Source organism: Pseudomonas sp. GW821-FHT02H06, assembly GCF_059421525.1.
Genome location: NZ_JBWKVD010000014.1, coordinates 19,168 through 40,665, shown reverse-complemented (window position 1 = coordinate 40,665; position 21,498 = coordinate 19,168). Strand labels below are relative to the sequence as shown.

Sequence of the window (21,498 nt, the reverse complement as noted above, 5' to 3'; positions counted from 1 at the left end):
CGTCTGTCGGAGGAGGAAGACTGTGGACAAGTTGCTATACGTGGCCATGAGCGGAGCGTCGGAAAACGCCATCGCCCAAAAGGCCCATGCCAACAACCTGGCGAACGTTTCGACCAACGGGTTTCAGCGCGACCTCGAACAGGCGCGCTCAATGCCGGTGTTCGGCGAAGTTAACCCGTCCCGAGCGTACGCCATGAGCGAACGTCCCGGCACTGACTTCAGCCAGGGTGCGATGGTCGACACCGGTCGCGATCTGGACGTCGCCGTCAAAGGCAACGGCTGGATGGCGGTGCAGACGCCCGACGGCGGCGAAGCCTACACCCGCACCTCCAGCATGAACATCGACGCCCTCGGCGTGTTGCGTGATGGCAATGGTTTGCCGGTCATGGGCAACAGCGGGCCGATTGCCGTGCCTCCGCAGCAGCAGATCGAGATCGGCGCCGATGGCACCATCAGCGTTCGCTCGCTGGGCGAGAGCCCTCAGGTGATGGCGCAGATCGACCGCATCAAGCTGGTCAAGGGCGACCAGACCACCATGGAAAAAGGCCCCGACGGTCTGATGCACACCAAAAGCGGCAGACCGGCCCAGGCCGATGCTGACGTGCAGGTCGAATCCGGGTTTCTGCAGGCCAGCAACGTCAACGCCGTCGACGAGATGACCTCGGTGCTGGCGCTGTCCCGCCAATTCGAACTGCATATCAAGATGATGAAGACCGCCGAGCAGGATGACGAGTCGATGGCTCGCGTCTTGCAAATGGGCTAATGACTGACAGCTTGCGCCGATAAACAGGCGCTCGAGGAGATTCAAACATGCTTCCGGCACTCTATGTTGCTAAAACCGGTCTGGCCGCCCAGGACACCAACCTGACGACCATTTCCAACAACCTGGCCAACGTTTCGACCACCGGTTTCAAAAGCGACCGTGCGGAATTCCAGGACCTGCTTTACCAGATCAAGCGTCAGCCAGGCGCCCAGTCCACTCAGGACAGCGAGCTGCCATCGGGCCTGCAACTGGGTACCGGTGTGCGCATCGTCGGCACCCAGAAAAACTTCACCGCCGGCAGCCTGCAGACCACCAACCAGCCGCTGGACATGGCGGTCAACGGTCGCGGTTTCTTCCAGATCCGTCAGCCTGACGGCACCCTGGCCTACACCCGCGACGGTACGTTCCACCTGGATAGCAACGGCCAGATCGTGACTGCAAACGGTTACGCGCTGGAGCCTGCGATCGTCGTTCCGCAAGACTCGCAGACCTTCACCGTCGGCGAAGACGGCACCGTGTCGATCACCACCTCGGCCAACACCGCCACGCCACAGATCATCGGTAACGTGCAGACCGCGGACTTCATCAACCCGGCCGGCCTGCAATCCCAGGGCGGCAACCTGTACCTGGAAACCGCTTCCAGCGGCGCACCTCAGGTCGGTACGCCGGGCCTCAACGGTCTGGGCGTGGTCAAGCAGAACACCCTGGAAAACTCCAACGTCAGCACCGTTGAAGAGCTGGTGAACATGATCACCACCCAGCGCGCCTACGAGATGAACTCCAAAGTGATCTCGACCGCTGACTCGATGCTCCAGTACGTAACCCAGAACCTGTAAGCCCTGTTTGAAACGCCTGATGTCCTGCTGCGAAACACCTGATCAATTCCAAGGGGCGCCTGAAAAACGCCTGCTACACCGCGAGGTTTTAAGTGTCATGAAACGGCTCTCTGTATTGCGGCTTTCCCTGTTGGCAGCTCCTGTGTGCGGTATCGCGCTGCTGACCGGCTGCGTTGCGCCTGCGGCCAAACCCAATGACCCTTATTACGCGCCGGTGTTGCCGCGCACGCCGCTGCCTTCGGCGGCCAGCAACGGTTCGATTTATCAGGCCGGTTTCGAGCAGAACATGTACGGCGACCGCAAGGCCTATCGGGTCGGCGACATCATCACCATTACGCTTTCCGAGAAGATGGCTGCCAGCAAGGCCGCCAGCTCCGGGATCAGCAAGACCAGCAAAACCAGCCTTGGCCTGACCTCGCTGTTTGGCGCAGGCGTCAGCACCAACAACCCGGTCGGCGGCGGCAACCTCAGCCTGGACGCCGGATACACCGGCGACCGCGCCACCAAGGGTGACGGCAAGGCGGCGCAGAGCAACAGCCTGACCGGCTCGATCACCGTGACCGTCGCTGACGTCATGCCCAACGGCATTCTGTTGGTGCGCGGCGAGAAGTGGATGACCCTGAACACCGGTGACGAACTGGTGCGCATCGCCGGCCTGATTCGCGCCGACGACATTGCCACTGACAACACCGTGTCGTCGACTCGCATCGCCGACGCACGCATCACTTATTCCGGTACAGGCGCGTTTGCCGATTCCAGTCAGCCAGGCTGGTTCGACCGATTCTTCCTCAGCCCGTTGTTCCCTTTCTGATAGCGGGATAGCCATGATCACGTTCAAGCAACTGATAGCGGCAGCGCTGCTGTTCACCACCGCACTGGGCGCCCACGCCGAGCGCCTGAAGGACATCGCCAGCATTTCCGGCGTACGGACCAACCAGTTGATCGGTTACGGTCTGGTGGTGGGGCTCAACGGCACGGGTGACCAGACCACCCAGACGCCGTTCACCCTGCAGACCTTCAACAACATGCTCTCGCAGTTCGGCATCAAGGTGCCGGCGGGCTCCGGCACCGTGCAGCTGAAAAACGTCGCGGCCGTGGCCGTGTACGCCGACCTGCCGCCGTTCGCCAAACCGGGTCAGCAGATCGACATCACCGTGTCGTCCATCGGTAACTCGAAAAGCCTGCGCGGCGGTGCCCTGCTGATGACCCCGATGAAGGGTATCGACGGCAACGTCTATGCCGTGGCCCAGGGCAACCTGGTGGTCGGCGGCTTTGATGCCGAAGGCCGCGACGGTTCGAAGATCACCGTCAACGTGCCGTCTTCCGGGCGCATTCCAGGTGGTGCATCGGTTGAACGTGCCGTGCCGAGTGGCTTCAACCAGGGCAACTCCCTGACCCTGAACCTCAATCGCAACGACTTCACCACCGCCAAGCGCATCGTCGACAAGATCAACGACATGCTCGGCCCTGGCGTCGCTCAGGCGCTGGACGGCGGCTCTGTGCGGGTCACCGCGCCGCTGGACCCCAACCAGCGTGTTGATTACCTGTCGGTGCTGGAAAACCTGGAAATCGATCCGGGCCAGACGTCCGCCAAAGTCATCATCAACTCGCGGACCGGCACCATCGTCATCGGCCAGAACGTCAAGGTCTCGCCAGCAGCCGTGACCCACGGCAGCCTGACCGTGACCATCACCGAAGACCCGATCGTCAGCCAGCCGGGCGCGTTCTCCAACGGCCAGACCGCCGTGGTCCCGCGTTCGAAGATCAACGCCCAGCAGGAAATGCACCCGATGTTCAAGTTCGGTCCGGGCACCACGCTGGATGAGATTGTCCGCGCGGTTAACCAGGTGGGCGCAGCGCCGGGCGACTTGATGGCGATTCTCGAAGCACTGAAACAGGCCGGCGCGTTGCAAGCCGACCTGATCGTGATTTAAGAGGCAAACTGAATGAGCATTCCAAGCGGCGGCGTTTCTTCAGGTGATTCAGGGGCGTACACCGACCTCAATCGTCTGACGGCCATGAAAACCGGTGATCGCGACAGCGAGGGCAACCTCAAGAAAGTCGCGCAGGAATTCGAGTCGCTGTTCGTCAGCCAGATGCTCAAGGCCATGCGTTCGGCCAACGAAGTGCTGGCCAAGGACAACCCGATGAACACCGCGGCGACGCGGCAGTATCAGGACATGTATGACCAGCAGCTGTCGGTGAGCATGTCTCGCGAGGGTGGCGGCATTGGTCTGCAGGACGTGCTCATGCGTCAGCTGTCGAAAAACAAGGGCGCTGAAGTCGCGCCGGCCACCGGGCTTGTGTCCGGCAACAACAAGACCACGGCAAAGGTCGACGGCAAAGCCGACGCGCCTGCCCAGACCGGTCTGGCCACGCACATCGCTCAGCGTCCGCTGTGGGCCACCCGTTCGGTGACTGCGCCCGCCGCAACCGACGGCACCGCGCACAGCGACGTGGCAGCGCTGAATTCCCGTCGCCTGTCGCTGCCGAGCAAACTCAGCGACCGCATCATGGCCGGCATCGTCCCGAACACCGCCACCGCCGCCGGCCAGGACGCGAGCACCAGCGCTACCACACTGAAGAACCGCATCGCCGTTTCCAATGCCGTGGCCGCCGCGAAAAGCGCAGGGTCTCAGAGCAATGGCGACTGGACCGTCGGGCCGCAGTACGCCGCCGACGCTGACGCTTATGTGCGCAGTCGCGTGCAGACACCGCTGGCGCCGGGCAAGAGTGCATTCGCCAACCGGGATGACTTCGTCGCCACGATGATGCCGCTGGCCAAGGACGCTGCCGCGCGTATTGGCGTCGATCCGAGCGTGCTCGTCGCACAAGCCGCGCTGGAAACCGGCTGGGGCAAATCGATCATGCGTCAGTCCGACGGCGGCAGCAGCCACAACCTGTTCGGCATCAAGGCCCAGGGCGGCTGGAAAGGGCCGGAAGCCCGCGCGATCACCAGCGAGTTCCGTGACGGCCAGATGGTCAAGGAGACCGCGGACTTCCGCGCCTACGACTCGTACGCCAGCAGCTTCCACGACCTGGTGAGCTTCCTGCAGAACAACAATCGCTATCAAGAAACCCTGAAATCCGCCGATAACCCGGAACAGTTTGTGAAAGAGCTGCAGAAGGCCGGCTACGCAACCGATCCGTCCTATGCCAGCAAGATTTCTCAGATAGCGAAACAGATGAAGAGTTACCAGACCTACGCATCCGCCTCGGGCTCTTCCACGACTTTATAAGGTTTGAACCATGTCACTGATCTCAATCGGGCTTTCGGGACTCACCGCCAGCAGCGCAGCATTGACGACGATCGGCAACAACACTGCCAACGTCGACACGCAGGGCTACTCGCGTCAGCAAGTGATGACCGCCGCCGGGGCTCAGCAGAACATCGGCGTCGGTTTCATCGGCACCGGTACGACGTTGTCCGACGTGCGCCGCATCTACAACGGCTACCTCGATAACCAGTTGCAGACCAGCACATCGCTCAACGCCGACGCCACCGCGTACCTGAGCCAGGCCAGCAAGCTCGACTCGATGCTGTCCGACAGCTCGACCGGCGTGAGCACGGTGCTGGCGAAGTTTTTCACTGACCTGAGCGCCCTGGCGTCCGGGCCGACCGACACGGCTGCGCGCACGACATTTCTGACCAGTGCATCGGCGCTGGCCGGTCAGTTCAACACCATCTCGGCGCAGATGAAGGACCAGAACGCCAGCATCAATACCCAGCTGACCACGGCAACAGGGCAGGTGAATGCACTGGCGTCGTCCATTGCCGTCCTCAACAAGCAGATCACCGAGACCCAGGCTTCCGGCGGTCAGCCCAACACGCTGCTCGATTCGCGCACCGAGGCGGTACGTCAGCTCAATGAACTGGTCGGCGCCAAGGTCGTTGAAAACAACGGCAGCTATGACGTTTACATCGGCACCGGCCAGCCGCTGGTCACCGGCACCACCGCCAATACCCTGAGCGCCGTGCCCAGTGACAGCGACCCCAGCGTGTATGCGCTGAAACTGAAATATCAGAACAACGAAGTTGATGTCTCCAGTGTGGTAACCGGTGGCTCGCTTGGCGGGTTGCTGCGTTATCGCAGCGACGTGCTGCAGCCGGCCGCCAGCGAGCTGGGCCGTCTGGCGGTGGTCGCTTCCGACCAGATCAACAGCCAGCTCAACCAGGGTGTGGACGCCAACGGCAACTTCGGCAGCAACCTGTTTATCAGCGTCAATGACCCGAGCCTGACCAGCCAGCGCAGCCTTGCCAACACGACCAACGATCAGTCCTCGGGCAACTTCGCGGTGTCCATTGCCAACAGCGGCGCGCTGCAGACCAACGATTATCAGGTGACCTTCACCGATGCCAGCGGCCAGTACAGCGTCAAGCGGCTGCCGGACGGCAGGGACATGGGTTCGTACAACACCAGCGCCACCACTGCGCCGGTCATCGACGGCTTCTCGCTGAAATTCAATGGCACCTCCACCGAGGGTGACAGCTTCAAGATCAGCCCGACCAAGACCGGTGCCGACGGTATCAAGGTGGTGATGACCGACCCGAAAGCCATCGCCTCGGCCAGTCCGCTGACCGGCAGCTCCATCGTGAGCAAAGGCTCGGGCACGTTCACCCAGCCTGTCTTGTCGACCCAGGCCGACATCTACAACCCGACCGCGACGGCCGATCTGCGAAACGCGCTCACCGCCTCGACGCCGATGCGTTTGCTCATGGGCGATGTCACCAATGGTGCTCAAGCCTATACGCTGGTCGATGCGCAGGGCGCGGCGGTCAAAGACAAGTCCGGCAATGCAATCAAGGGGTCGATTGTTCAAGGCCAGTCCAACGACATCAGTCTGGAAGTGGGTTACACCGACTCGTCGGGTGCTGCGCAGTCGTTCAAGTTTGGCATGACCCTCGCCGGCTCGGCCAACAGTGGCGACACCTACAGCATCGCCATGACCGGCGCCGGGTCTCTGGACAACCGCAACGCGACCTCGGTCGGTACCCTGCAGACCAAACAGACCCTCGACAGCGCAGCCGGCAATGGCACGGGCATGAGCCTGAGCGGCGCCAACGCCAACATGATTACCACCGTCGGCAGCAAGGCGGCGCAGGGCAAGAATGATTCGACGGCCACCACCGCCGTCCTTACCCAGGCCAAGAGTGCGCGCGACAGCGTTTCCGGTGTTTCGCTGGATGAAGAAGCCGCCAACCTGGTCAAGTATCAGCAGTACTACACCGCTTCGTCGCAGATCATCAAAGCCGCTCAAGCCATTTTCAGCACGCTGATCAACAGTCTTTAAGGAATCGTAATCCATGCGTATCTCAACGACCCAGTTTTACGAAACCAGCGCCACGAACTATTCGCGCAGTTACGCCAACGTCACCAAAACCGGTGACGAAGTGGCCAGCCAGGTCAAGCTCAACACGGCCGGCGATGATCCGGTCGGCGCGGGCCGTGTGCTGCAGTTGCAGCAGCAGGGCACGATGCTCAATCAGTACAAATCCAACATCGACACGATCAATACCACCGTCGTGCAGACCGAGACGGCCTTGACGTCGATCACCTCGGCGATTCAGCGCGCGCAAGAGCTGGTACTGGGGGCGGCGAACACCTCGTTCACCGACAAGGACCGCCAGGCCAACGCCTCCGAGCTCAAGGAGTTGCAGGGGCAGATTCTCGGCCTGATGAACAGCCAGGACGCCGACGGCACCTACCTGTTCTCCGGGTCCAAGGGCACCACCGCGCCATACGCCGTCAGCTCCGACGGCACCTACAGCTATCAGGGCGACCAGACGCGCAACCTGCTGGCCGTTGGCACGGGCATCTCCATGGCCAGCAACACCACCGGCTGGGATGCATTCGAACAAGCGACCAACACCACGCGCACCTCAACGACCCTGGTCGCTGGCGCGGATGACGGCGTGATCTCGTTGTCCGGCGGCAGCGTCAGCAATGCCTCCACCTACGACACCAGTTTCACCGCCGGCCAGCCCTACAAGATCTCCTTCACCAGCAGCACGGCCTATACCATCTTGGACAAAAACAACCAGGATGTGACGGGTGAGGCGTCGGCCGCCGGCAAGTTTGCGTCCACCAGTTCGGCGAACCAGGCCATCACCTTCCGGGGCCTGGAACTGAACCTGAACATCAACTTGACCAAAGATCAGTACGCAAGCACCAGCGCCGCCGACGCGGCCGTCAAGGACCACACCTTCCAGCTGGGTGTTTCCCCCAGCACCGTGAGCACTTCGCGTCTGCCGGCCAACACCTCGACCGATGTGATCACCAGCTCGGTGGTGACCGATCAGGCCGCGTTCGACAAAACCTTCCCGTCGGGCGGCGCTGTCGTGCGCTTTACGGATGCCACCAACTTCAATCTGTACGCAGCGCCCTATGACCCGGCGACCAGCAAAGCGGTGTCCACCGGCACGCTGAGCGGTAACACGGCGACGGCCTCCGGCGTGACGTTCACCTTCAGCGGCACGCCGCCGGCGATGGCGGCAGGTGACCAGTTCACCGCGCAGTCTTCGACCCAGCAAAGCCAGAACGTGCTGAACACCTTGTCCAAGGTCATTACCGCGCTCAACGGCAAGGTCGATGGCGACCCGATTGCCCAGCAGAAACTGCAGGCCACGATGACCTCCACCATCGGTAACCTGAAAAGTGCGGCCGAGCAGATCATCAATGCCACCAGCGAAGGCGGTGCCCGGGCCAAGACCGCGACCGATCAGAGCGTGACCAACCAGACCATGATCGACAACGGCACCACCGAATCGGGCACGATCACCGCGTCCGACCCGGTCGATGCCATCGCCCGTCTGACCCTGCAGAAAACCATGCTGCAAGCCTCGCAGCTGGTGTTCACCCAACTGTCGGCGCTGAACCTGTTCAGCAAGTTGTAATCGGCCCAGCGGAGGGCGGCACCTGATCCACAGGTGTCGCCACCGTTGAGCGTCAACCGTATTGTCAGCGGTTATGCCGATCCTCTCCCCGGGGCGCGGCACCGCTCGTGAGTCCCGCCCGTGAATTCAGCTCCTCTCGTCAGCCTCGTCATTCCCGCCTACAACCCGCGCTTCTTTCAGCGAGCGCTTCAGGACGCCCTGGCCCAGACCTATAGGCCCCTTGAAGTGGTGGTCTGCGACGACAGCCAGACCGACGAGATCCAGGGCATCGTTGAAAAGTACCTGGACTCCAGCCCGGTCACCCTGCGTTACGTGCGCAACCCTACGCGTCAGGGTTTCGTCGGCAATCTGCTGGTGTGCCTGCACGAAGCGCAGGGCGAGTTCATCAAGTTTTTCTGCGACGACGACCGGCTTTTTCCGGCGGCGGTGGCGCGTCAGGCCAGCGTGCTTGTCGAGCATGACGACGTCAGCCTGGTGCTGGCCCAGCGTTATTTCTGCGACCCCCAGGACATTCAGCTGCCGGTGCGCATCGAGAACGCGCCGCTGGCCGAATCCAGCTCGGTGTTCTACGGCGCCGATCTGCTCTCCGTATTCGATATTTCGCCGACCAACTTCCTCGGCGGCTTCAGCAGCTCGTTGATGCGCCGCAGCGATGTGCAGGTGATTCTGCCGGCGCTCCGTGAAGTGGGCGACGGCTTCACCGCGCTGGTGGATTTCGTGCTCTACGTCTGTCTGCTCAAGCGCGGCAACATGGTCATGCTCAACGACGTGCTCAGCGCCGAGCGCTTGCACCCGGAGCGCTTCAGCCGTCAGCAGTGGGTCAGGGATCTGATCACCGACGAGCGTCAATGGCTGGGCAAGATGCTCAAGGCGCGCACCGGCGAAGACGCTCCCGAATACGGCTGGGTGCGCTTCGTGCCGCTGACTCAGGCGCCGGAGCAGCCCCGTGTCTGGCAAGAACTGCCCCTCAGCCGCATGCTCGGTGACCGACAGGCCGCCTTGCCGTGGCGGGTCGGCACCGACAGCGAAAGTTTTGCCGAGCTGTACCAGCAATGGTTGAGCTTCCGCACCCTGTTTGGCGCCGATCGCCTGCGCGTGGCGGATAACGTCGCGACATGGCCGTCGCAGCCGAAGATGGTGGCGGTGGTGCTCGACGAACACGCCAGTGCCGCCGGTGTGGCGCTGACCCTGGCCAGTCTCGACGCGCAGTTGTACGCCGCCGAACTGACCCTGGTGCTGTCCAGCGCTTGTGACGCGCCGGTGCTCGAAGGCCGTGTGTTCACCTTGCCGCTGCAGCCCGACTGGCTGGCGCAACTCAATGACCTGTTGCCTCAGCTTGAGCGCGGCGACTGGTGCTACCTGCTGCGGGCGGGGGATCGGCTCACCGATTGCGCGCTGCTGATCCTCGCCGAACGCGTTGCCCACTCGCCGGACGTGCTGTGCCTGTACGGCGACGAAGGCGCGCTGCACGAAGGCGAGTCGGCCGAGCCGGTGTTCCGGCCTGACTTCAACCTCGACCTGCTGCGCAGTTACCCCTACGTTGGCCGGGTGCTGGCGTTTCAGATCGCCGCGCTGGCCGGGATTGGCGGTTTCGATTCCGCCTACGGCGAACTGGCGCCCCACGACGCCATCTGGCGACTGACCGAAGCCCATGGCGTGGTGGTTCAGCACGTTTCGGAAATCCTCGTCGAGTCGCAGTTTCCCTTCCAGGCGTGGCTCGCGCTGGATGAGGTCATGGCGCAAAACGCTCCGGTGCTCGATGCGCATCTGCACCGCATGGGCATCGCCCATCAGCTGCGCGAGGTGGAAGGGCAGTGGGTCAATCACATTGATTACCTGAGCGACGCGCGTCCGCTGGTGTCGATCATCATCGTCCATCAGGACCAGTTGGCGGCGTTGCAGCGCTGCATCGAATCGCTGCTGTCGAAGACCGCTTACGCGCCGTTCGAAGTACTGATCGTCGACTGCGCCAGTCAAAACCCGGAAGCGCGATCCTGGCTGGCGGACATGCAGCAGATCGGCGGCGATACACTGCGCGTGCTGCATTACGAAGGGCAGGGCAACGGCGCCGACGTGCGCAACTTCGCCGCTGCCCACGCCCGCGGCGAGCACCTGCTGATGCTCAGCATTTACGCGGTGGTGGCCGATTCCGCGTGGCTGGGCGAACTGGTCAATCACGGCCGGCGGGAAGAAGTCGGCGTGGTCGGCGCCAAGCTGTTCACCCCCGAAGGCTACATCCTGCAGGCCGGGCTGATTCTGGGTTACCACGGCCCGGCCGGCCCTGCGTTTTTTGGCGAGCCACTGCACGCGCCCGGTCATCTGCTGCGGTTGCAAGCGGCCCAGGATCTGAGCGCGGTGGGCGGCCACTGCCTGCTGGTGCGCCGGGCCTTGTTCGAGCAGCTCGGTGGCCTGAACAGCAATGAATTCACCGGCAGCCTGAGTGAAGTGGATTTCTGCCTGCGCGTGCGCGAGTCCGGCCATTTGGTGGTCTGGGCACCCCGTGCCGTGCTGGCGATCGGCGCCTCGACGCCAGCGGAACAGGTGCGCGAAAAACAATCCCAAGTCGACGATCAACACGCCTTCTACAAACGCTGGCTGCCGATCCTCGCCCGCGACCCGGCCTACAACCCGAACCTGCGCCTGACCGGTTCGTTCTATAGCCTGGAACCGGGCCTTAAAAAAGGCTGGAACCCTTATTCATCGCGGCGTTTGCCGAATGTGCTGGCGATCCCGGTCAACAGCACGGCGGTGGGTCATTACCGCGTGTCCCAGCCGTTTCTGGAGCTGGAAGCCGATGGCCGAATCGAAGGGCGGATGAGTTACGACCTGCCGTCGATCATCGAGCTGGAGCGTCAGTCGCCGGACGTGATCGTCGTGCAGTGCCGCTACAGTCAGAATTCCATCGATCAGGTCGCCAGCCTCAAGGCGTACTCCAACGCCCGGCGCATTTACGAGCTGGACGACTACGTGATCAGCGTGCCGAAAAAGAACGGCCATCTGCGCAGCATGCCGTCGAACATGGAAGCGATGGTGCGTCTGGGCACCAGCCTGTGTGATCGGGTGGTGGTGTCGACGGTGACGCTGGCCGATGCGCTGTCGGGGATGCACCACGACATCCGCGTGGTCCCGAACATGCTGGCTTCACAGCTCTGGACCGGTCTGCGCAGCCAGCGCCGTACCTCGAAGAAGCCCCGTGTCGGCTGGGGTGGCGGGACCAGCCATGCCGGCGATCTGGAGATCATCGCCGAGGTCGTGCGCGAGCTGGCCGATCAGGTCGACTGGGTGTTCTTCGGCATGTGCCCCGAGTCGCTGCGCCCGTACGTGCACGAGTTTCATCCGTCAGTGGGCTTGCTGGCCTATCCGGCCAAACTGGCTGCGCTGAACCTGGACCTCGCGCTGGCGCCGCTGGAACACCACATCTTCAACGACTGCAAAAGCAACCTGCGCCTGCTGGAATACGGGGCCTGCGGCTACCCGGTGATCTGCACCGACACCCGTGCGTACGACGGCTACCTGCCGTGCACCCGCGTGATGACCAACAGCACCGCCGAATGGCTCGAAGCGATCCGCATGCACCTGGCCGACCCGGACGCCAGCTACCGCATGGGCGATGAGCTGAAAGAAGTGGTCATGCGCGACTACGTCCTGCGCGGCGACAACCTCCAGCACTGGGTCAACGGGTGGCTGGCGGATTAAGCACGGCGTTTTAGTGGGACCGGCTTCAGCCGGGAAGAGGCCTGAATGTGCACCCTCAATTTTGTGGTGTGACGAACGACGCCTTCCCGGCTAAAGCCGGTCCTACTGACGGTACGCGGTGTGAACGTGGGACCGGCTTCAGCCGGGAAGAGGCCTGAATGTGCACCCTCACTTTTGCGGTGTGACGTCTGACGTCTTCCCGGCTAAAGCCGGTCCTACTGACGGTACGCGGTGTGAATGTAGGACCGGCTTCAGACGGGAAGGGGCCCGCATGCACACCCTCAATTTTGTGGTGTTACGCATGACGCTTTCCCGGCTAAAGCCGGTCCTACTGACGGTACGCGGTGTGAATGTAGGACCGGCTTCTGCCGGGAAAAGGCCCGCATGTGCACCCTCACTTTTGCGGCATGACGTATGCCGCCTTCCCGGCTAAAGCCGGTCCTACTGACGGTACGCGGTGTGAATGTGGGACCGGCTCCAGCCGGGAAGGGGCCTGCATGTGCGCCCTCAATTTCGCGGTGTGACGTCTGACGTCTTCCCGGCTAAAGCCGGTCCTACTGACGGTACGCGGTGTGAACGTGGGACCGGCTTCAGCCGGGAAGGGGCCTGCATGTGCACCCTCAATTTTGTGGTGTGACGCATGACGCCTTCCCGGCTAAAGCCGGTCCTACTGACGGTACGCGGTGTGAATGTAGGACCGGCTTCAGCCGGGAAGAGGCCTGCATGTGCACCCTCAATTATGCGGTGCGACGAATGCCGCCTTCCCGGCTAAAGCCGGTCCTACTGACGTCGCCGATCTTCCGGCAGGTCAAGAACGTGTGGGAGCGAGCTTGCTCGCGAATAAGCCGGCACATTCGCTGAATATCCATCGGTAGAGATGCCGCCTTGGTGAGCAAGCTCACTCCCACATGACCGGTATCCGCCGCATCATCGCCAGGGCTTTTCCCGGCCAAAGCCCCTCCAGCCCATTGCGCGCAGTCCCGCCATCCAGAGTTGGCGTGCTTCCTGCTTCGTCTCCCCGATATCGCCATTGATCATCTTTTTGACGCCTGGCCGCATCACAGGAAAAACGTAATGCACCCTCATTCATCTCCGGGAAACACCATGCCGCTCGATGCCCAACTGACGCTTGTGGTCCTCACCCATGACCGGCCCGCGCTCCTGCGCCGGACATTGCAGTACTACAGTGCCTCGTCGGCTCGGGTGCTGGTGCTCGATGCTTCGCAGCAGTCAGCCGCAGACATCGCCGCGCTGTTCCCGCAGGTGGATTACCGCCACGTGCCTCAGTTCGCCGAGACCGGGGTCCAGAGCAGGATCGCCCACGGCGTGACCCAGGTGGCTACGCCGTTCATGGCGTTCGTGGGCGACGAAGATTTTCTGATGCATGACGCCCTGGCCCAGTCGGTGGAATTCCTCGCCGCCAACCCGGCCTACGGCCTGTGCCACGGCTATTGCCTGATGTATCAGGCCCACGGCGACAAGGTCGAATACTTCCGCCGCGACAAAAAAGGCCAGGAAGACTTCGCCGCCGACGAAAGCGGCGAGCGCGTCCTGAGCTTCATGGATCACTACATTCCGCCGTTCTACGCCGTCACCCGCACGGCGCTGCTGCAACAGTGGTTTGCCGCGTTGCCCCAGAGCATCAGCGGCGAACTGCAAGAGTTCGGCCACGCCTACTTCCTGCTCTCGGCCGCCAAGGCGCGAATCCTGCCGATCCCCTACGTGGTCCGCGAACTCCACCACCGGCTCTCTGACCGCCCGACCCACATGCTGAAAAAGCTGAGTGACAGCGATCCGTCAGCCGTCCTCGAACGCCACGAATTCGCCGGTTTTCTGGCAGCCCTGACCACGGCCGACCGCGACCTGAATGCAGCCGACGGCATCGAGCAGGTCAAAAACGCCTACACCGCCCTGCAGGTCTGTCTCGAAGATCAACATTCCCTGGGCCTGACCAGCATCGTGTTGTCCCGCTGGAACGATGTCTTCAGACCCGTGGACCGTCAGTTCGGGCCCCGGCAGTTCGTTGAGATGCCGTTTTACAACCAGGCCTTTTTCGATGTGCTGACCGAGATCGAATTCCTGATCCACGCGCTGCCCGCTGGCAAGCTGCAAATGGAACAGCTCGAAGGCACTTGGGTTCAGCAGGAAGTGCTGCTGCGCACCCACGCCAACGACAACCCCGAAACCATCGCCAACCGGATGTGGGAAGCGATGGCCCTGAACATCTTCAACCCGCACATCGTCGAGCCGCTGGCCGGTCTGATGGCGCGGCAGGGCGACCCCGAAGAAGCCGCGCAAATGTCGCGCTGGCTCGAGCGCCTGAACTCGGTCCATCGCGAGGACCATCGTGAACGCTTGGCCGACATGCCGTCGGGCCAGTTGTTGCAGTGGCTGGACGCACGCCAGCCGAGCCCGGGCGACGCGCAGGCCATCCTCAACCGCATCGACAGCCTTGGCGGCGCACCGCAGTTCGGCATTCTGTTGCTGGACCTCAACGATGACATGACCAAACTGCAGGTCACCCTGGACAGCCTGGTCGAAGGCCACTGCAAGACGTTCAAGGTCGTGGTGTTCACCAGCGGCGAGCCGCCGGCCGCCACCAGCGCGCAAAACACCCTGCATTTCGTCAAGGTCAGCAAGAGCAACTGGGTCGACAAGGTCAACCAGATCGCCCGCCAATCCACCTGCCACTGGCTGATGCTGGCGGAAGTCGGTGGTGCCTTCACCGCCGGCGGCCTGTTGCGTGCCTCGCTGGAACTGCAGGCCGCCCCTGAGTGCCGCGCGGTGTTCGCCGATGAAGTTCAACGTGAGGCCAGCGGTGCGCTGACCCATGTCATGCGCCCGGGCTTCAACCTCGACCTGCTGCTGAGCAACCCGACGCTGATGTCCCGCCACTGGCTGGTCCGCCGCGACGTGCTGGTCGAGGCCGGCGGTTACTCCGCCGACTTCGCCCAGGCTGCCGAATTCGAACTGCTGCTGCGCATCATCGAGCAGGGCGGCATGGGCTGGCTGGCCCATCTGGACGAGCCGCTGCTGGTCACCGACGCGCAACCGCTGGAAGAAAACCCCCAGCAGCGTCTGGCCCTGACCCGGCACCTGAACAATCGCGGCTTCAAGGCCCAGATCAGTCCGGCGGCAACCGGCGCCTGGCGCATCGATTACCGCCACATCCAGCGCCCGCTGGTGTCGATCATCCTGCATGACATCGACGACCTGCCGGTGCTGCAGCGCTGCCTGGCCAGTGTGCTGCTGCGCACGCGCTACGCGAATTACGAAGTGCTGATTGCGGACGATCACAGCGTGTCGGCGGAGCTGAGCGAATGGCTGGGCCGCCAGGAAAAAGGCCGCGTGCGGGTGATTCGTTTCGATCAACCGCTGAACCACGCCGCGCTGATCAACGCCGTGGGCGCGCAGGCCAAGGGCGAATACCTGGCGCTGCTCTCGGCCCATGGTGAAGTCATCAGCCCGAACTGGATCGACGCCTTGCTCAATCAGGCGATGCGTCCGGAAGTCGGCGTGGTCGGCGCCAAGCTGATTGAACGCAACGGCACGGTCAGTCAGGCAGGGTTGATCCTCGGCATGAACGGCGGCGTCGGTTCAGCGTTCGTCGGCGAAGCAAAAGACGCTGCCGGTTACATGAGCCGTTTGCTGCTGGACCAGAATTACTCGGCGGTGTCCGACGCCTGCCTGATGGTGCGCAAGGCGCTGTTCGACGACGTCGGCGGCCTGGATCAAGGCCATTTTGCCGACGCCTTTGCCGACGTGGATCTTTGCCTGAAAGTGGCCGAGGCCGGGTACCTGACGGTGTGGACGCCTCACGTGCAGTTCGTCCATTCGGGCGCGTTGCCCGACGCGCCACAGACGCTGGCGGCGCTGCAGGACAGATGGTCCGGTGCGTTCGCCCACGACCTGGCGTACAACAAGAATCTGCAACTGACCGGCAAGGGCTTCACCCTCGCTCAGGCCGACGGTTCCAGTTGGGCCGAGCTGCTCGCTTAAGGCCTCCGGGTTAAAGGACTACGTCATGTTCAACGGCAAATCAGTGTTCATCTCAGGCGCGACCGGTTCATTCGGTCGCATGTTCATCCGCTCGCTGCTGGCGCGTTATCAGCCTCGGCGCGTGGTGGTGTTCTCCCGCGATGAACTCAAACAATACGAAATGCAGCAGGAATTCAACGCCCCGTGCATGCGCTATTTCCTCGGTGACGTGCGCGATGCCGACCGCTTGCAGCAGGGCATGCGCGGCATCGATTACGTGGTCCACGCGGCGGCGCTCAAGCACGTGCCGGCGGCGGAATACAACCCGACCGAATTCATCCGCACCAACGTCAATGGCGCGGAAAATATCATTTCGGCGGCCATCGCCAACGGCGTGAAAAAGGTCGTCGCGCTGTCGACCGACAAGGCCGCCAGCCCGATCAACCTGTACGGCGCCACCAAGCTGCTGTCGGACAAACTGTTCGTCGCCGCCAACAACATCGGTGGCGAGGAGCAGACGCGGTTTTCCGTGGTGCGCTACGGCAACGTCGCCGGCTCCCGCGGCTCCATCGTGCCGTTCTTCAACAAGCTGCTGGCCGGCGGCGCGGCTGAATTGCCGATCACCGACCCGCGCATGACGCGGTTCTGGATCACCCTCGACCACGGTGTGGATTTCGTCATGCAGAGTTTCGAGCGCATGCACGGCGGCGAAGTGTTCGTGCCGAAGATTCCGTCGGTGCGCATTGTCGATCTGGCCCAGGCCATGGCCCCCGACCTGCCGCACAAGATCGTCGGCATCCGTCCCGGGGAAAAACTGCATGAGCTGATGGTCCCCCAGGACGACGCGCGCATGACCCTGGAATTCGACGACCACTACACCATCGTGCCGTCGATTCGCTTCAATAACGTCGACACCGATTTTGCCGTTGACGCCACCGGCGCACAGGGCAGAGCGGTCCATGACGAATTCGAATACCGCTCCGACACCAACCCGGACTTTCTGTCGATCCGCCAGATCGGCGAGCTGCACGCTGACGTAAAGCCATGATTCCGTACGGCAGGCAGAGCGTTGATCAGGCCGATATCGACGCCGTGGTCGAGGTGCTCAAGTCCGACTGGCTGACCCAGGGGCCGACCCTTGAGCGCTTCGAAGCCGCTATGGCCGAGCGCTGTGAAGCCGGTTTCGCGGTGGCGGTGTGCAACGCCACGGCGGCGCTGCACATTGCCTGTCTGGCGGCCGGACTGGGGCCGGGCGACTGGCTGTGGACCAGCCCGAATACCTTTCTGGCCTCGGCCAACTGCGGGCGCTATTGCGGCGCCGATGTGGATTTTGTCGACATCGACCCGCTGACCTGGAACCTCGACACCGATGCTCTGGCGCGAAAACTTGAAGCCGCCGAATCAACCGGCACGCTGCCCAAAGTGTTGGTGGCGGTGGCGTTTTCCGGCCAGAGCTGCCACATGCGCGCCATCGGCGAACTGGCCCGGCGTTATGGGTTTGTGGTGATCGAAGACGCCTCCCACGCGGTCGGCGCGCACTATGCCGGGCGTCCGGTGGGTTGCGGCGAGTTCGCTGACATGACGGTGTTCAGCTTTCATCCGGTGAAGATCGTGACCACTGGCGAAGGTGGCATGGTGCTGACCAATCGCCCTGAACTGGCTGAACATCTGCGCGGCCTGCGCAGCCACGGCATGACCCGTGACCCGGCGCAGATGGACGAGCCGAGTCACGGCCACTGGTATTACCAGCAAGTCGAACTCGGTTTCAATTACCGCATGACCGACATGCAGGCCGCGCTCGGGCTTTCGCAGCTGAACAAACTGGACGGTTTTCTGGCCCGTCGGCGGGCGTTGGCGGCGCGCTATCAGACGCTGCTCGCCAACCTGCCGCTGACCTTGCCGACCCTTCAGGCCGAGGCCGAGTCGGCGTGGCACCTGTATGTCGTCCGCGTTCAGACCGACATGCTTTCGGTGAGCCATCGTCAGGTGTTCGAAGGGCTGCGCGCGGCGGGCATTGGCGTGAACGTGCACTACATCCCGGTTCATCTTCAGCCCTATTACCGCGACCTGGGCTTCAAACCGGGTGATTTCCCTGAAGCCGAGGCCTATTACGCCCAGGCAATCAGCCTGCCGTTGTACCCGGCGATGACCGACGCGCAACAGGATTACGTGGTTGAGCAGCTTGGCCGGCTGCTTGGCGAAACGGCGCGGGCCAGCGACTGATGCGAGCGAACCCATGACAGGCCCACGAGCATGAACGCCGTCGCCATCATTCCCGCACGGGGCGGCAGCCAGCGCATCCCGCGCAAGAACATCAAGCTGTTCAACGGCGAGCCGATGATCGCCCATTCCATTCGCGCCGCGCTGGCGAGCGGGGTGTTTGATCAGGTTGTCGTCAGCACCGACGACGAAGAAATCGCCGACGTCGCCCGCCATTACGGTGCCGAGGTGCCGTTCATGCGCCCAGCGGATCTGGCCGATGCCTTCACCGGCACGGCGGCGGTAATCCAGCATGCCCTCGGCGCCCTCAGTTGTTCCTTTGATTACGCCTGCTGCCTCTACGCCACCGCGCCGCTGTTGCAGGCGCGTTATCTGCGTCAGGGCCTGGAAGCGCTCGAAGCAGCAGCCGAAAAATCCTATGCGTTCTCGGTGTGCAGCTTCGGCTTCCCGGTGCAGCGTGCGCTGTTGATCGACAGCGACGGCTGCCTGGGCGCGATGCACCCGGAATTTCGCAGCGTGCGTTCCCAGGATCTGCCCGTCGCCTATCAGGACGCCGGCCAGTTCTACTGGGGCCGCGGCGATGCCTGGCGGCGCGGCGACACGGTATTTTCCGAACTGAGCCTGCCGGTGATCCTGCCTCGGCATCTGGTGCAGGACATCGATAGCCCGGAAGACTGGCTGCGCGCCGAATACCTGTACGCCGCGCTCAAGGCCGGCGGGGAACTGCAATGATGCGCGTGCTGATCCGCGCCGACGCCTCGGTGACCATCGGCAGCGGCCACATTGCCCGCTGCCTGACGCTGGCGAACACGCTACGTGCAGATGGCGCCGATGTGCATTTTGCCTGCCGCGAATTGCCGGGCCATTTACTCCAGCGGCTGGCGGATCAGGGCTATGTCACCCATGTGCTGCCCGCCCGCTATGGTGCTGAAGAAGACTCGGACATCGAAGCAGCGTTGCCGTGGCAGGCGGACCTGTCTGCCTTGGCCGAAGAGATTGAAGATGAGCCGCCCTTTGACTGGCTGATCGTCGACCATTACGGGCTGGATGCACGCTGGGAAACGGCGGCGCGCGGTCTCGCCGATCGGGTCATGGCGATCGACGATCTGGCCAATCGGCCCCATGCGGTCGAAGTGTTGCTGGACCAGAATTACAGCGCTCAGGCGCTGGATCAGCCCTATGCCGCTTGGGTTGGTCCTGAGAGCCAGACCTTTCTGGGGCCGAGATTTGCTTTGCTGCGCGAGGAGTTTCAGTGCGAGCCCATCGCGATCAAGCCTCGGGTGGAGCGGGTGCTGGTCAATTTTGGCGGCTTCGATGCAGCCGGGCAGGTGTACGCCACGATGCTGGCGCTTCAGGGCTTCGCTGATCTGCAGGTGGATTTCGTCGCCGGTTTGCACAATCCGCACTGGCAGGCGATGAGCGAGCTGGCGGCCTCTCGACCTGAGTGGCGGCTGCACACGCTGACCGGTGATTTTTTCGCGCTGATGCAGGCGGCCGATCTGTTTATCGGCGCCGGCGGCGGCACCACCTGGGAGCGTGCAGCGCTGGGCTTGCCGACGATCTGTATTTCGGTGGCGAACAATCAGCAGCTCAATGCGCAATTGCTGGCCGAGGCCGGTGTGCATGAGTATCTCGGGCCCCATGTGCAGCTTGAGCCCGGGCGTTTGCACGACGCCATCGAGCGGCTTTGCGGTGATGCGGTTCTACGCCGGTCGTTCGCCGAACAATCGAGGTTGCTGGTGGATGGCCGGGGTGCCCGGCGCATCGCTGATGCATTGGCGACGGTTGCCGATAACGCGGCAAAGGGGCAGGGCGCATGAGCCACTGCCCGTTCTTATTTTTATCGTTTGGCCTAGTGCCGGCCGATGTCAGTGCAGCGAGTGAGCAACGATGAATTCTTTCAAGATCGGTTCCCGAACCATCGGCCCCGACGCGCCGCCGTTCATCATCGCCGAGATGAGCGGCAACCATAATCAGTCGCTGGATCAGGCGTTGCGCATCGTCGAGGCGGCGGCCAAGGCGGGCGCCCACGCCCTCAAGCTGCAAACCTACACCGCCGACACCATGACCCTGGACATCGCCGAGGGCGAATTCTTCATCAAAGACCCCAACAGCTTGTGGGCCGGGACCTCGCTGTATGCGCTCTACGAGCAGGCGCACACGCCGTGGGACTGGCACGCGCCGATCTTCGCCCGTGCGAAAGAACTGGGGCTGCTGGCGTTTTCCACGCCTTTCGACGAGACCGCTGTGGATTTTCTCGAAAGCCTCGACGTGCCGGCCTACAAGATCGCCAGCTTTGAGAACACTGATATCCCGCTGATTCGCAAAGTGGCGGCCACTGGCAAGCCGATGATCATCTCCACCGGCATGGCCAGCATCGCCGAGCTGGACGAAAGCGTGCGCGCTGCGCGGGCGGCGGGCTGCAAGGATCTGGTGCTGCTGAAATGCACCAGCACTTACCCGGCGACACCGGCCAACAGCCACGTGCGCACAATTCCGCATATGGCCGGGCTGTTTGGCTGCCAGGTGGGCTTGTCCGATCACACCATGGGCGTTGGCGTGTCGGTGGCGGCGGTGGCCATGGGCGCGACAGTCATCGAAAAGCACTTCACCCTGGACCGCGCCGACGGCGGGGTCGACGCCAGTTTCTCGCTGGAACCGGCAGAAATGGCCAGCCTGGTCACCGAAACCGAACGCGCCTGGCAAGGCATGGGCCGCGTGCAATACGGCGCCACCGAAGCCGAACAGAAATCGCTGCAATACCGCCGCTCGTTGTACGTGGTGCGGGACATCGCCGAGGGCGATGCTTTCACCCCGGACAACATCCGCGCCATCCGCCCCGGCCTCGGCCTGGCGCCCAAACACATCGATGCCGTCCTCGGGCGCAAAGCACGACACGCGCTGAAACGCGGCTCGGCGCTGAGTTGGGATGGGGTGGGTTAGCACCCGCGCGACCGACTAAGCTTGTGAGAGGGACCATTATCTTCAGCGCACGCAAAATCTGTGGGAGCGAGCTTGCTCGCGAAGGGGGGCTGAACATTCGCCGCATTTTCAGGGTTTGGAATGCCGCCTTCGTGAGCAAGCTCACTCCCACAGTGGTTCTGCGCAAT

14 protein-coding genes are annotated in these 21,498 nt (G+C 62.9%); all 14 read left to right on the top strand.

Translation table 11 applies throughout. The features are described 5' to 3' along the window. The first annotated feature begins 22 nt into the window (after positions 1-22). The 14 genes from AC07VF_RS20335 (at position 23) to pseI (ending at position 21,331) form a co-directional block, all read left to right on the top strand. Positions 23-763 carry a flagellar basal body rod protein FlgF gene (locus AC07VF_RS20335; RefSeq protein ID WP_192172647.1) on the top strand — a complete coding sequence of 247 codons (741 nt, stop codon included), beginning with the start codon at positions 23-25 and terminating at the stop codon, positions 761-763. 47 nt (positions 764-810) lie between these two features. Beyond that, on the top strand, positions 811-1,599 hold the full coding sequence (gene flgG, locus AC07VF_RS20330) for a flagellar basal-body rod protein FlgG (protein WP_065987266.1): 789 nt from the start codon (positions 811-813) through the stop codon (positions 1,597-1,599). A 97-nt stretch (positions 1,600-1,696) separates the two neighbouring features. Beyond that, positions 1,697-2,410 carry a flagellar basal body L-ring protein FlgH gene (flgH, locus tag AC07VF_RS20325; protein WP_282371631.1) on the top strand — a complete coding sequence of 238 codons (714 nt, stop codon included), beginning with the start codon at positions 1,697-1,699 and terminating at the stop codon, positions 2,408-2,410. Between the two features lie 13 nt (positions 2,411-2,423). Further along, entirely contained in the window at positions 2,424-3,533 is a 1,110-nt protein-coding gene (locus AC07VF_RS20320) for a flagellar basal body P-ring protein FlgI (protein WP_074893047.1), read from the top strand. 12 nt (positions 3,534-3,545) lie between these two features. Further along, positions 3,546-4,838, top strand: coding sequence for a flagellar assembly peptidoglycan hydrolase FlgJ (flgJ, locus tag AC07VF_RS20315; RefSeq protein ID WP_282371627.1), 1,293 nt, complete (start codon positions 3,546-3,548; stop codon positions 4,836-4,838). A gap of 10 nt (positions 4,839-4,848) precedes the next feature. After that, positions 4,849-6,891 (top strand): flagellar hook-associated protein FlgK, encoded by a 2,043-nt coding sequence (gene flgK, locus AC07VF_RS20310; RefSeq protein WP_192172643.1) that lies wholly within the window; start codon positions 4,849-4,851, stop codon positions 6,889-6,891. 13 nt (positions 6,892-6,904) lie between these two features. Further along, entirely contained in the window at positions 6,905-8,494 is a 1,590-nt protein-coding gene (locus tag AC07VF_RS20305) for a flagellar hook-associated protein 3 (protein ID WP_192172642.1), read from the top strand. A 120-nt stretch (positions 8,495-8,614) separates the two neighbouring features. Further along, on the top strand, positions 8,615-12,190 hold the full coding sequence (locus AC07VF_RS20300) for a glycosyltransferase (protein ID WP_495010033.1): 3,576 nt from the start codon (positions 8,615-8,617) through the stop codon (positions 12,188-12,190). A gap of 1,104 nt (positions 12,191-13,294) precedes the next feature. Further along, positions 13,295-16,189 carry a TIGR00180 family glycosyltransferase gene (locus tag AC07VF_RS20295; RefSeq protein WP_495010032.1) on the top strand — a complete coding sequence of 965 codons (2,895 nt, stop codon included), beginning with the start codon at positions 13,295-13,297 and terminating at the stop codon, positions 16,187-16,189. Positions 16,190-16,214: 25 nt separating this feature from the next. Further along, entirely contained in the window at positions 16,215-17,216 is a 1,002-nt protein-coding gene (pseB, locus tag AC07VF_RS20290) for a UDP-N-acetylglucosamine 4,6-dehydratase (inverting) (protein ID WP_495010031.1), read from the top strand. After that, positions 17,213-18,391 carry a UDP-4-amino-4,6-dideoxy-N-acetyl-beta-L-altrosamine transaminase gene (gene pseC, locus AC07VF_RS20285; protein WP_495010030.1) on the top strand — a complete coding sequence of 393 codons (1,179 nt, stop codon included), beginning with the start codon at positions 17,213-17,215 and terminating at the stop codon, positions 18,389-18,391. The genes pseB and pseC overlap by 4 nt, the downstream gene beginning before the upstream one ends. A 30-nt stretch (positions 18,392-18,421) precedes the next feature. After that, entirely contained in the window at positions 18,422-19,120 is a 699-nt protein-coding gene (gene pseF, locus AC07VF_RS20280; protein WP_495010029.1) for a pseudaminic acid cytidylyltransferase, read from the top strand. Beyond that, a complete protein-coding gene (pseG, locus tag AC07VF_RS20275) occupies positions 19,117-20,208 on the top strand; it encodes a UDP-2,4-diacetamido-2,4,6-trideoxy-beta-L-altropyranose hydrolase (protein WP_495010028.1) in 1,092 nt (363 codons plus the stop codon). The genes pseF and pseG overlap by 4 nt, the downstream gene beginning before the upstream one ends. 70 nt (positions 20,209-20,278) lie before the next feature. Next, positions 20,279-21,331, top strand: a complete 1,053-nt coding sequence (pseI, locus tag AC07VF_RS20270; protein ID WP_495010027.1) for a pseudaminic acid synthase — start codon at positions 20,279-20,281, stop codon at positions 21,329-21,331. Positions 21,332-21,498 lie beyond the last annotated feature (167 nt).